A 13,132-nucleotide genomic window follows, 5' to 3' on the forward strand; every position below is an offset into this window, starting at 1 on the left:
TACTCTGATTAGAACTTCGCCTGATCCCTGACGACGATGACCGCATGAGTCATTTCGTTATTCTGCCCTAGAACAGGCGTCCCTCTTGCTTCCACATCCACCCAACTTCCATCGATGTGTTTGTAGCGGTAGTTTGCTCGTTGAACTTGTTTAGTCGCCACCATTTCTTTGAATTTGTTGTAGACCCTCTCTGAATCTTCAGGATGAATAAAATCGAAAATTTGCTCTCCAAAATAGCCATCAGACGTATACCCAAGCATTTTTTCATGTGAAGGGGAGGCGTACTCCACAATCCCTTTCCTATTGATGACTTTAATTAGATCTGTGATGTTATCAGCAATGAAACGATATTTTGATTCGCTTTTACGCAACGCTTCTTCCGTTTTCTTTCTATCTGTAATATCCACGCTCGAGCCTATCACCTCAATGATCTCTCCGCCTCTGCTGATCGGTCTCAGGGAAGAAATATAATGAATACCATTCACTTCGGCTTCATAAGTGACTCTTTTGGATCCGCTCCAAGCTTTTTCATAATAAGCGGTTTTTTCCTCCGCCACTTCGTTCGGAAGGAATTCTTTCATCTCCCTTCCTACGACATGCTCAGGTGTCAGTCCCATTCGATAAAGTAATTCTCCATCACATAAAGTATGAATAAATTTACCGTCACGTTTGACGAATTTAAGAATCATACCTTGTTGTTTACGAACCGTTTCCAAAAGCTCCTGGCGCGCCATTTGTAATTCTTCTTCCATCCAATTTTTGTACGTGACATTTGAAGGTAGACCATGCTCTTCAATGACACGGTCGACAATGTGCATCTTCCTCACAAACTCTTGAGCAGGAACAGGTTTACTAAACAAAAAGCCTTGAGCTTCATTACATAAATTCCGCTGTAAGAAAGCAACATGTCCTTTTTGCTCGACTCCTTCGGCTACTACTTCAAAATTGAGCTGATGAGCCATGACGATCATTGTTTTTACAAGCGTGGCATCGTTATTATCCTGTGTGCAATTCTGGATGAACGATTGGTCGATTTTGATTTTATCGATCGGAAGATTTTTTAAATAATGAAGGGAACTATACCCTTTTCCGAAGTCATCAAGGCTTATTTGAACCCCCATAGCTTTCAATTCCCGCAGTACTTCATTCGCAACATCTATATCCATCATCATACTTTCAGTTATTTCCATCTCAAGACAGCCAGGATCAATTCCTGTTTCTTCTAGAATGTCTCGAACCCTGTCGATAAGGTCCGGCTGGTAAAACTGCCTGACAGACAAGTTTACAGACATGATAATAGGAAACAAACCCTTCTCACGCCATTCCCTGACTTGATAGCATGCTGTTTTAAGCACCCAGTCCCCAATCGGAATGATCAAGCCTGAAGATTCAGCCTCCGGTATGAATTGCCCTGGCGGCATCAGTCCGTACTCGGGATGTTCCCATCGTATTAAAGCTTCTGCACCTGTTATTTTTCCTGTTGTCAAATCAACTTTCGGCTGATAATACAGTCGAAATTCGTTGGATTTTAATGCTTGCTTAATTGTGTGCTCATTAACGAGGTGAGACGGATCATCCATTGTTTAATATCCTCCTTAACAGTCCTTTATTATTATATCGGTCAATCTTTTACGCTGCTTAGCTTTTTACTAATAAATAAATAACTTAATCACGAATTGATTCGTAATTCCTCAAAGTTTGTAATAAAATGAAAGCGTATACTTTATTCAGAATATGAGCCAAGCCAAAAACAAAAAGGAGAGGTTCAATTGAAAAAGATCGTTAACAATCCAGAATATGTTGTACGGGATATGCTAGAAGGGTTGATAGCTGCACATCCTGACGCTCTTAAACAAATCCCGGAAACTACAGTCGTCGCAAGAAAAGATGCTCCCTTGCAGAATAAAGTAGGGATAGTCAGTGGCGGGGGAAGCGGACATGAGCCTGCTCATGCAGGCTATATTGGAGACGGGATGCTGGATGCAGCGGTTTGTGGGGAGATGTTCACTTCTCCGACCCCGGATCAAGTCTTTGAAGGCATTAAAGCTGCCGACGGAGGCGCAGGGGTTTTCCTTGTGATCAAAAATTACACCGGAGACGTCATGAATTTTGATATGGCTGCTGAACTGGCGGAAGCCGAAGGCATTGAGGTTGAGAAAGTTATCGTCAATGATGATGTTGCCGTTGAAGACAGTTCTTTCACAACTGGACGCCGCGGCATAGCCGGGACAATTTTCGTTCATAAAATTGCTGGAGCTAAAGCAGCAGCCGGCGGATCATTGCAGGAAGTCAAGAACATAGCAGAAAAGGTTACAGCCAATGTACGCTCCATGGGGATGGCACTTACTCCTTGCACTGTGCCAGCAGCAGGTAAACCAAGCTTCGTTTTAGAAGATGACGAAATGGAGATTGGCATCGGAATACACGGCGAGCCGGGCATCGAAAGGAAAAGAGTTACTTCTGCAGACGAAATTGCTGAAGAGCTTACGAACAAAGTACTTGAAGACATTGAGTTCAACCGTGGCGATGATGTAGCACTCATCGTCAATGGGATGGGCGCTACTCCAGAAATGGAGTTGTATATTTTAAATAAAAAAATAAATGAAATTTTATTAGACCGCGGTTTGAATATTCATAAAACCTTTGTAGGAAATTACATGACGTCCCTTGAGATGTCAGGATGCTCAGTCACACTCCTGAAGCTGGACGAAGAAATGAAACCTTTGCTTGATGCCGAATCAAGCGCACCTGCTTTTCGTATCTGATATGAAAGGAGAATCATTATGGAACTTACGGCTCATGACATCATTACATGGATGAAAAAGACGAATGATAAAATCCAAAGCAAAAAAGAATATTTGACCTCCCTGGATCAGGCTATAGGAGACGGGGACCACGGCATTAATATGGCCCGAGGTTTTAATGAAGTCGTTGTCAAACTCGACGATAGTAGTTACGAAAGTGTCTCCGATGCACTTAAAGATACGGCTATGACGTTAATGAGTAAAGTCGGCGGTGCGGCTGGCCCTCTTTATGGTACAGCGTTCCTGAAGTTGTCTACTTCGTTGAAAGGGAAAAGTGCGGATTATACTCATTTCTTAAATGGTTTAGAAGAGTCACTAGCAGGATTGAAGCAGCGCGGGAAGTCACAAGAAGGTGAAAAAACCCTCATTGATGTTTGGGCTCCTGTTATAGAGAAAATGAAGGAAAGTGATGACTTCGATGCAAGTCTGCTCAAACATACGGCAGAAGACTCTATGGAAAAAACAAAAGATATAAAAGCTACCAAAGGACGCGCTTCTTATCTAGGTGACCGTTCAATCGGTCATCTAGACCCAGGTTCCGTCTCTTCCTTTTATGTATTTGAAGCTTTGGCTGAAACTATTGAAGGAGGTCGATAACGCATGGAACCAGCAGGTATCGTACTCATTTCACACAGCGCAAAAGTTGCGGAAGGGATTAAAGAAATCATTCATCAGGTAGCGAAAGATGTGCCTATCGAACTTGCCGGAGGTACGAATGATGGGCGAATCGGGACAAGTGTCGAAAAAATCCAGACAGCCATCGAACGAGCGCATACTGACAGTGGTGTTTTGCTTATTTACGATTTAGGAAGCGCCATGATGAACGCGGAAGTCGCTGTGGAAATGAGTGAATTCGATGATATTGAAATAGCTAATGCTCCATTATTAGAAGGTGCTTACGTAGCGGCTGTAGAATCTGGAATGGGCAAAAGTCTGGCTCAAGTGAAATTAGCTGCTGAACGAGCACTGCATGAAGACTAGATCGTGGTTTTAGCAGCGTATGAAATTAAATAGGCTATAAAGCAATAAATAACCGTCCACTTTTCTTTTGAAAAAGGACGGTATTTTTATTAGAGCGCTTACTTCTTCTACATTTACTATCGACAAGCGGAAAAGGTTGCTTCCTTCCCTCTCGGTCATTATGATAATAGAATAGACGGCTCTACAAGACTAGCAAATAGAGGTTGATCATCCATTGAAAAATTTATTAAAAGAACCCTACTTGTTAAGCCGTTTCCTCGCTTCAGATCCTGGAAGGAAACGGCTTAACCAAGCGGGAAAAGCCACCCTCAGCTTAATCTTCTCGGTTTTCACCGTCCTCATCATTATTAATTGGGCGGATGGTCCTGAACTCACTCCAGCAATCATGGGCGGAATCGCTGGCATGATGGGAATTTTAGTCGTGAGTGACGACACAACGAAACAAAAAAAGGTGACGACTCTCCTACTAAGCTTATCAGCTATGGGAGGCGTTACCTTTGGTTCTCTTTTAGCTTATAACGCATATCTCGTCTCGGCATTGATGATTGCTATCATATTCAGCGCTTTTTATTTCTCGAAATATGGAAGCCGCTACTTTTCTTTAGGTATGATTGCATTCATGACAGTTTATTTTGCATCGTTTTTAAAATTACCTTCAGAACAATTTCTCTGGTTTTATATGGCAATTTTCATCGGAGTAACTTATGCCTATTTGAATAACTTTATTCTTTTTAAAGGATCGGCCCAGCTATTAAGAAGAAGCATGAATTCATTCCATAGACAAGCCAACCTTACGTTCAAACTCCTGATGAAGATGCTGGAAGGTTCTTCTACAAGCGACAGGTATAACAAGCGGCTTTTGTACAATGTGAAAAAACTGCGCGAATATGCCGGGCACGTATCGGCAGATTTGAATGTACATGATATTAAAGAATTGTGGCCGGGTCTTACTGCCGCTCAGGTGAAGTTATACGTGTTCGACACTGCTATGTTCGTAGCCACATTAGCAGATTCTCTCACTCAACTTAAAGAAAATGAAGGACTTGAAGCTGCTGACGTGAGATACCGTTTAGCTAAAGTGGTTTTTTCTCTTCAAAAGGCTGATGTACTTGCAGTGGACTACGATGAAGAGAATTTGAGGGAAGCTCAGAAGGCCATAGGTGAACTCAGGTCAATAATAAATGATCTATTCACTCAATATAAGGGCGATCCACAAGGGTGGCACTATCTGTTAAGACGCATCGAATCCACCGCAAATCATGTGACGCGCGCCGCCCTCTCTATTCAACAAGTAAAAAATGAAGAACCATTAACTCCCTCAGATGATAAAAAAGAAGAGCAGGAGGAAGAATCCCCAACAGATCAGCCCGATAAGAAAAAAGGGCTTGAACCAACTACTAAAAAAGCGTACCAGGCGCTAGTCGCTGGATCCATATCGATCGTGGTCGGGTATGCCATCTCTCCCGTTCAGCCATATTGGGTCGTACTTACTTCGTTCATCGTTTTACTAGGAACACAATCAGTCGGACGCATTTACTTAAAAGGACTGCAGCGCTCTATAGGTACCATTATAGGAGCGGTGATCGGATTTTTCTTAGCCAATCTCGTGTCAGGTAATTCCCAATTAGAAGTCTTTCTGCTTTTTGCAGTCGTATTTTTTGCTTTTTATTTATTGACTGTATCCTATACGATGATGAGCCTTTTCATCACGATGCTCATTGCATTTATGTATGACTTAATGCTTGGCGGGATCAGCTTCTCCTTACTAAGTGCCCGTGTTATTGACACGATTGCAGGTGCAGGTATCGCTCTTATAGTTTCTTCTTTTCTTTTTCCGACAAAGACGAGAGATAAGGTATACGAAACCTTCAGCGAATATTTAGAAGAACTCGATATTTATATGACTCAATACATCCGCAGTTTTACAGAAGAGATTAATATTAAGGAGCTCGCCGATCAGGCTTTTACACTTGACGAGAAATTGCAAGCCGTTTTAGATGAAGCGGAGCCGATCATGCAGCACGCTGGTACTCGTCGTCATTCTGAACTGCCTAGATGGGTCACTATATTTACAGCTATCAACTATTACGCCGACCATTTAGTAGCCTCCTCTTACCTCAAAAACATAGGCTATCCTGAACAAGTTCGTCAAACCTTTCCAACATTAGAAAATCAGATGTCCCACAACATCACGACTATAAAGAAGATATTGGATGGAGATCAGACGGGTGGAACATTATACACGTTACAAGAGGAACGAGAGCTAATTGAACGCGGCGCGCCCTTGGAAGAGCAGCACTATATCGACCTCGTACACCATGTTTACTATATTTGGCGCGTGAATCAATCGCTTATATTACTTGGTGAAAAGTTGGGCGCATCTCAAACAGAAAAATCCTTGTAGAAAAGAATTCTACAAGGATTTTTCATTTATACGAGCTGTCTGCTCCAGTGACGGTGCTCAGCGATCGCTTCCGTAAACTCTTTAACAAAAGCTTGCGCATCATCTCCGTGAACGACACCTGGACTATTTGTGATCTTCGCTTCCTCCAGCCACTTCTTACCGTGGTGCGTCGCCCCGATCGGCTTGAAATGAGAAAAGGCTTCATTTATAAAGTACATCGCATCTTTATGTGTTTTCTCGCTTATCTGACTGCCGCCCACAGCATAGATAGCATCGAAAAGGACGGATTCACCAGTTAAGAACGTATGGCCCACTTTTACCTTTGCACCATCAGCACCTTTCAGGGTTCCTAACTTATCGCTTACGATTTCTGGCTGGATGCCCTTTCCTTTCAGTCCATCCAGGATTGAACTGACTTCTGAACCATCGAATCCTTCAGCTATTAAAACAGCTACTGTACGAGTCTGAGGTTTTTTGTTCGTATTTTCCTGACTTAAAGCTGGAGAAGATTTTGTTACACCAGAACCGCCTGTCTGCGGGATCTCAGCACCAATATTTTCAGCAAACCCCTGTGCTAATTCAAGGCTGACATTGGCGTACATATCGACTACCTGCTGCTGGATAGAAGGGTTTTTCACTTTACCTAATTCAAAACTGAACGCCTGAATAATATGATCTTTCTCTGCATCGCTCATACTATTCCAAAAGAGTGTGGCTTGAGAAAAATGATCTTTGAAACTCTCACTTCTTGCTCTTACTTTACGGCCTTCCACTTTCTCCTGGTAATGAACATAACCGCCTTCCTCCTCAGTAGACGTTTCAGGGGTATTATCGGCCAACGAGTTTTTGTGATAACTGACAGGTCCCTTATTGATTGTCATACGTCCATAGCCGTCACGCTGATTATTATGGAAAGGACAAACAGGTCGGTTGATCGGCAGTTCATGAAAGTTAGGTCCACCAAGACGGATTAATTGTGTATCCGTATAGGAGAACAAACGCCCTTGAAGAAGAGGATCATTTGAAAAATCAATTCCTGGAACGACATTACCCGGATGAAAAGCGACTTGTTCTGTTTCGGCAAACACATTATCCACATTCCGGTTCAAAGTCATTTTACCGACTATTTTTACTGGGATATCTTCTTCAGGCCAAAGCTTAGTAGGATCTAATATATCAAAATCAAAGCTGAATTCATCCTCTTCTTTGATCACCTGGACTCCAAGCTCATATTCAGGATAATCTCCTGCCTCAATTGATTCATAGAGATCACCTCTGTGGAAATCCGGATCTTTACCGTTTATTTTTTGTGCTTCATCCCATACCAGTGAGTGCGTGCCGAGCAGTGGCTTCCAGTGGAACTTCACAAAGTGAGCTTCCCCTTGATCATTGACGAATCGAAACGTATGGACCCCGAAACCCTCCATCATTCGGAAGCTGCGAGGAATCGCTCGATCTGACATTGTCCACATCACCATATGTGCCGACTCCTGATTATTAGCAACAAAATCCCAAAATGTATCATGAGCCGAAGCTGCCTGCGGCATTTCATTGTGAGGCTCTGGCTTCACTGCATGTACGATATCAGGAAACTTCAGTGCGTCTTGAATGAAAAACACGGGAATATTGTTTCCGACAAGGTCATAATTTCCTTCTTCCGTATAAAACTTTGTTGCGAACCCGCGGGCATCACGTACAGCTTCTGCAGACCCTTTATTGCCTGCAACGGTAGAAAATCTTACAAAGACAGGAGTCTTAACTGATGGATCCTGCAGGAATCCAGCTCTAGTATATTCCTTCATTGATTCATATACTTGAAACTCGCCGTGAGCAGCAAAGCCACGGGCATGTACGATTCTTTCAGGAATTCTTTCGTGATCAAAGTGAGTCATTTTCTCCCTGAAGTGAAAGTCTTCCATTAATGTAGGGCCGCGCTCTCCCGCTTTTAGTGAAAACTCATCTTCAGATACTTTTGTTCCATGGTTGGTCGTCATTTTCTTACCGCGATCATCTGTGCGAAATTTCTCCAGCTGTTCATCTTTCTTATTCTGCTCATTGTTTTTTCCCATAGAATGTAACCCTCCCTGAATGGTTAATTATGTATATTAAATACTATATTTATATACCACTACTGCCTTATACCTAAACTGTCTTACATTAAAATTAAACAATATTCAGACATATATAATACTGTCTGTTAAACTAAATAAGTCATATTTACTATCACAGCCTTACATTCGCAAGTAAAATATACAGTTTAAGGAGGTATTTTTCTTTATTTTCCCAATAATTCATATATAATTAAAGGAACAATGTAGATGAGTAAATAGGGAGGGTCAATCATGGGGTGTCATAATCTTATAGAACCAAGTCCGATTACACAGATTCAAATAAAACAAACCTCTACTGTTTATAAGACGTATCATCAGCTACTGAAGGTCCATTCTCGAACCGAAGCTACCACCTTAGTCAAGGATTATTGCTTGAACACCTCTCCAAAGACATTTGAAGACCAATTGGCCTACCTGGAATTTCTGTACATGAACGATTTTTATCAAGAAGCAGAATCACTGCTTAACACTGAACCATTCACAGATGAAGCGACAGCTCTTTATCAGATTTTATTAGACAGGAAGAAATCCCCTCTCACTTATCAGCAACTCCGCAAATTGGAGTCGCTTGAATTTCAGCATCCTTCCACCCAATGCTTACACTTTTTTACAATTGTTTATGGGTATTATGATTTAAAAAGATATACCGGGCTCGATAAGTATATGGAAGACTGTTTTGAATCATTAAACAAAGTGAACGAACCCTTATTTCATTATTTCATGAAGTTAAGATTCGAAGAGTTAGCCTTTCAGCATTATTGGAAGACTAATAATATACTCTTAGCAAAAAAGCATGCCTACAAATACTTGAATAAAGTAATTTCCCCCCACCAATTATGTAAAATGAACCACATCCTCGCTTTATGTCATGTTTTTGACAGTTTCGAGTATTCTTTTGAATACGCTCAAACTGCTTTAGAAATCGCAAAGGATTATGAATTGGAATCATCCATCAATTCTATTGAAAACCACACCATTCCGTTTATATGTGCTTTCCATCAGCGAACAGAACATATTACCACTGCAGATCCAATTGAAACGGCTCATTTGGCCATAGCCGACCGTGATTTTAAAAAGGCTCAACACATTCTGCTTCCTCTTAAAAATCCAACCCCTTTTCAACAAACTTACTTGGGCGTCGCTACAAATAGTAAAGAAATGCTTATAAGTGCCCATGAAAGATTCAAACATGAGAATGGTGATCTGTTTTTCGCCAATTTGCCTATCCATTATTTAAATCGATATTTATTTTAGAAAAATCACGTTTCTCCTTATCGTGATTTTTTTATTTCAATCATTTTATTTTATTAATATAGTGTTATAATGGATCTAATTACCAGTTAAACTTTTATACAGCCATCACTCCAACCTCACATCCTCGTTTAACGCCGTCATAAAGATTTAATACCATCCCAGACCCAGTGCAATAATCGCTCCCTTGTATTTAATTCAAAATTGCAAGACCTGGATTTTCAACATCAATAAAATACAGGAGGTTTGTAATGAAAGCTTTAATTCCGTCCATTCTGTTGCTTGTTTTATTGATCGGTGCCTCAACTACTGGAGAAACTGAGTATACAAAGGACCCAGGGGATCCTGGAATGGGGTCTATTAAAGGGAGTTTTTATGTAACACTATCGATTTAAACTTCAATGCTGACTTAAAAAGGTATATCCTTATGCAGGATATACCTTCAGCTCGTTTAAAGACATCAGAATTCTATGTATAAATTTTCTTGATTGTCAAAGACGACTGCGCCTCTGATGAAAAGTTAAGTTAAAACATCACCTCTAAATACAAAGATGACTCCATTATACTATATACATTTTCTTGAAACCCCTGTATTATGAAAGCGATTACAAAAAAAGAAGAAAGGGATGATATTTTGAAGAAATTACTTGTATCTATCGGGATTATTATTTTTTTATTGTCTTTTGCGCAATCGGTTGCACAATCGACGATAAGTGCTGATGACCATGTTTATGAATCAGTAGTTGTCAGAGGAAGCGCTGATTCTTTGGATTGGAGCTCTGACAATAACCCACTTACATACGACGAAGAACAAGGAGCATGGGTAAGTGAACCCATTTATTTAGAGGGCGGCAAAAATGTAGAGTTCAAGTACGTTTATGACGGGAACTGGATGGAAGGAAGCAACTTGGAATTCACTCCTCCACAGGATGGAAAGTATACATTTGTCTTTGATCCAATGGAGAAACGTAAGGTTACTGTAACGCTTGCCGACACTTCAAGTGGAAGTCTGACGTTAGAAGTTAAAGTACCAGCTGAAACTCCTGATTGGGTAGTACCGACCATAGCTTCAAACAAAAACGACTTCAATTACACGGCAAGTCCACTTGAAAAATCAGCAGAGGATACTTACAGAATTGAGGTTAAAGGAGAAGCTGGAGAGACTCTGGAATATACGTACAGTTTAGGAGGAGAGTCTTATCAGGAAAAAATAGAGGCACCTCGAGAAGCAATTTTTACGACGGATAATAAAGTTTACAAGGACGAAGTTACAGAATGGGAGAACATTCCCGTAGCGAACAAAGTGACACATAATTTCAACCATGAGCCATATACACCAGACAAACATGATGAAACTACCATCAAAGTGACGGTTGAACATTACGGTCCTATTGATCAAGGAGCAGTCTACTACACTACCGATGGGTCAACGCCACAAGGAACTCGAGGGAGCGTATCGAACGGAGAAGTCTCTCCACTAAAAATAAAAAATATGGAAACGAATGAGGAAGGGTTGCAAACTAGTCTTTTAGAAGCAACGATTCCTAAACAAAAAAATAATACTCGTGTGAAATATAAGACTGATGTTTGGGATTCGGCAAGCGAAGGATCACAGTTTGCTGATAACAACGCCTTGACCTCTGAAGACGCTACAGAGTTCGCATACTATGTGGAAGATTACCAGTCACCTGAATGGGCTAAAGAGTCTATGATCTATCAAGTGTTTGTAGACCGTTTCCGTGATGGTGATGAAAGTAATAATACATCTGTAGACCCTTCACTTCCCGAAGATGAACGCTTAAAAGGATGGATGGGCGGAGACCTTCAAGGGGTTATTGAGAAGTTAGATTATATTGAAAGTCTTGGGGTTAATACAATTTGGGTATCACCTATTTACGAAGGTCCTTACTCACATGGTTATCACCCTACAGATTTTCTCAATATTGACGATCGATTTGGAAGTAACGAGCTGATGAAACAATTAGTAGATGCAGCTCACGAAAAAAATATGAAAGTCGTTTATGACCTCGTACCTAATCACGTTTCCGATCAACATGAATTCTTTCAGGATGCCGTCAGCAAAGGGGAAAGCAGCTCGTATTATGATTGGTTCACTTTTCTAAAATGGCCGGAAGAGTATGAAACATTTTACGATGTAAAAGAATTACCAGAATTGAATAACGACCATTCAGAAACAAGAGACTACATGCTTAATACTGTCGTACCATTTTGGATGGATGAAATTGGTGTAGATGGGTTCCGCTTAGATTATGCCAAAGGCCCCAGCTATAGTTTCTGGGTGGATTTCCGTCACGCTGTGAAACAAAATGATGCTGAAGCATTCATTTTCGGAGAAGTTTGGGATGATCTGGATAAAATTAATTCTTACTCCGGAAAACTTGACGGGGCGATTGACTTCGAAACACAGTCTGCCATTTCCGATGCATTAATCAATGGAGAAAGCATGAACGAATTCGGCACATCTCTTACAACTATTTTCGATTCGTACCATGAAGAGTTCATTCCAGCTACATTCCTGGACAGTCATGACGTTCCACGATTCATTTATGAAGCTGATGGCAGCGTCAACACGATGAAAAACGCGGCTTCACTGCAGTTCACTTTACCAGGGGCCCCTATCATATATTATGGAAATGAAGTAGGCTTATCACAAAGCGGCGACCATAACCTTGTAGACGAGTGGAAAGATCGCTATTACCGCGAGATGATGCCTTGGGATGAAGAAGAACAAAACTTAGATTTAAAAGCGCATTATCAGAATTTGACTAAAATTCGGGATGACAATAAAGCGTTGACACATGGCGAATTCAATGTCATCCATTCTAATCAGGACACTCTCGTCTATGAACGTACGCTTCCGCAAAATAAAGTAATCGTTGTAGTGAATCAGGGAGACAACGATCAGTCTGTCGAACTGTTTGACCTGTATAATCAAAAAACGCCAAACAACGTTCGCCTGACTTCTTTATTAGACGGCACAAAGCTGAAAAGTAAAAAAGGGGAACTTAACATTGAAACTCCCGCAAATTCTGTAGAAATATATGAAGTGAAAGGCAAACTAAAAGCAGATAAGTAATAGCAAAGGACAGCCTCACTCTTAAGTGAAGCTGTCCTTTTCGATACGAGTGTGCCGATTACTATGTTTCACGTCAGAACGTATTGGGAATCACAGGTATATAAATCAAACCAATCCAAGGAGTGTATAAAATGCCATATATTAAAGAATTTACAAATGACGAAAAACTTATGGAAGCTGTTCAAAAACTTCAAAATAACGGAATCTCAAGCAAAGAGATTTATGTATTATCCCACGACGATGACCGTACAAAGCGTATTGCTGACAATGCCAACGCAAATACGATTGGTCTTTCAGAACAAGATGTAAAAACCTTTGTAGGAAATATCTTCAGTAAAAAAGGGGATGAGCTCCGTGCTAAGCTTCAGGAAATAGGTTTTTCTGAAGAGGATGCTCACGAATATGAAGAGGACATGGATGAAGGAAAAGTACTTCTGATTGTTACAAGCAATGAGAATGTAGAGCACATCCTAGTATAATTTAA

10 protein-coding genes are annotated in these 13,132 nt (G+C 40.9%); 8 read left to right on the forward strand and 2 right to left on the reverse strand.

Going from position 1 to position 13,132, the window contains the following annotated elements:
• Window positions 1-8: 8 nt before the first annotated feature.
• Window positions 9-1,580: an EAL domain-containing protein gene (locus tag O2Q26_RS14175; protein WP_289216519.1), complete on the reverse strand. Its 1,572-nt coding sequence runs from the start codon at window positions 1,578-1,580 to the stop codon at window positions 9-11.
• 189 nt (window positions 1,581-1,769) lie between these two features.
• Here O2Q26_RS14175 and dhaK point away from each other — a divergent pair, with 189 nt between their 5' ends.
• The 4 genes from dhaK (at window position 1,770) to O2Q26_RS14195 (ending at window position 6,189) form a co-directional block, all read left to right on the forward strand.
• On the forward strand, window positions 1,770-2,765 hold the full coding sequence (gene dhaK / locus O2Q26_RS14180) for a dihydroxyacetone kinase subunit DhaK (protein WP_289216520.1): 996 nt from the start codon (window positions 1,770-1,772) through the stop codon (window positions 2,763-2,765).
• 18 nt (window positions 2,766-2,783) lie between these two features.
• Window positions 2,784-3,401 carry a dihydroxyacetone kinase subunit DhaL gene (dhaL, locus tag O2Q26_RS14185; RefSeq protein ID WP_289216521.1) on the forward strand — a complete coding sequence of 206 codons (618 nt, stop codon included), beginning with the start codon at window positions 2,784-2,786 and terminating at the stop codon, window positions 3,399-3,401.
• A gap of 3 nt (window positions 3,402-3,404) precedes the next feature.
• Window positions 3,405-3,785, forward strand: coding sequence for a dihydroxyacetone kinase phosphoryl donor subunit DhaM (gene dhaM, locus O2Q26_RS14190; protein WP_289216522.1), 381 nt, complete (start codon window positions 3,405-3,407; stop codon window positions 3,783-3,785).
• A gap of 214 nt (window positions 3,786-3,999) precedes the next feature.
• Entirely contained in the window at window positions 4,000-6,189 is a 2,190-nt protein-coding gene (locus O2Q26_RS14195; RefSeq protein ID WP_289216523.1) for an FUSC family protein, read from the forward strand.
• Between the two features lie 26 nt (window positions 6,190-6,215).
• On the opposite strand, the gene O2Q26_RS14200 is transcribed toward O2Q26_RS14195, so the two are convergent.
• On the reverse strand, window positions 6,216-8,258 hold the full coding sequence (locus O2Q26_RS14200; RefSeq protein ID WP_289216524.1) for a catalase: 2,043 nt from the start codon (window positions 8,256-8,258) through the stop codon (window positions 6,216-6,218).
• 273 nt (window positions 8,259-8,531) lie between these two features.
• Here O2Q26_RS14200 and O2Q26_RS14205 point away from each other — a divergent pair, with 273 nt between their 5' ends.
• The 4 genes from O2Q26_RS14205 (at window position 8,532) to O2Q26_RS14220 (ending at window position 13,127) form a co-directional block, all read left to right on the forward strand.
• On the forward strand, window positions 8,532-9,554 hold the full coding sequence (locus O2Q26_RS14205; RefSeq protein WP_289216525.1) for an AimR family lysis-lysogeny pheromone receptor: 1,023 nt from the start codon (window positions 8,532-8,534) through the stop codon (window positions 9,552-9,554).
• 248 nt (window positions 9,555-9,802) lie between these two features.
• A complete protein-coding gene (locus tag O2Q26_RS14210) occupies window positions 9,803-9,946 on the forward strand; it encodes a hypothetical protein (RefSeq protein ID WP_289216526.1) in 144 nt (47 codons plus the stop codon).
• Between the two features lie 239 nt (window positions 9,947-10,185).
• A complete protein-coding gene (locus tag O2Q26_RS14215) occupies window positions 10,186-12,648 on the forward strand; it encodes an alpha-amylase family glycosyl hydrolase (protein WP_289216527.1) in 2,463 nt (820 codons plus the stop codon).
• 131 nt (window positions 12,649-12,779) lie between these two features.
• Entirely contained in the window at window positions 12,780-13,127 is a 348-nt protein-coding gene (locus O2Q26_RS14220; protein WP_289216528.1) for a YflT domain-containing protein, read from the forward strand.
• Window positions 13,128-13,132: the final 5 nt, after the last annotated feature.

It is taken from the genome of Halobacillus campisalis, from assembly GCF_030345335.1.
Lineage (GTDB): Bacteria > Bacillota > Bacilli > Bacillales > Halobacillaceae > Halobacillus_A > Halobacillus_A campisalis.

Coding starts and splice junctions, on each gene's coding strand:
- dhaM (WP_289216522.1), top strand. CDS start 3,405: ATGGAACCAGCAGGTATCGTACTCATTTCACACAGCGCAAAAGTTGCG.
- O2Q26_RS14200 (WP_289216524.1), bottom strand. CDS start 8,258: ATGGGAAAAAACAATGAGCAGAATAAGAAAGATGAACAGCTGGAGAAA.
- dhaL (WP_289216521.1), top strand. CDS start 2,784: ATGGAACTTACGGCTCATGACATCATTACATGGATGAAAAAGACGAAT.
- O2Q26_RS14205 (WP_289216525.1), top strand. CDS start 8,532: ATGGGGTGTCATAATCTTATAGAACCAAGTCCGATTACACAGATTCAA.
- O2Q26_RS14220 (WP_289216528.1), top strand. CDS start 12,780: ATGCCATATATTAAAGAATTTACAAATGACGAAAAACTTATGGAAGCT.
- O2Q26_RS14175 (WP_289216519.1), bottom strand. CDS start 1,580: ATGGATGATCCGTCTCACCTCGTTAATGAGCACACAATTAAGCAAGCA.
- O2Q26_RS14210 (WP_289216526.1), top strand. CDS start 9,803: ATGAAAGCTTTAATTCCGTCCATTCTGTTGCTTGTTTTATTGATCGGT.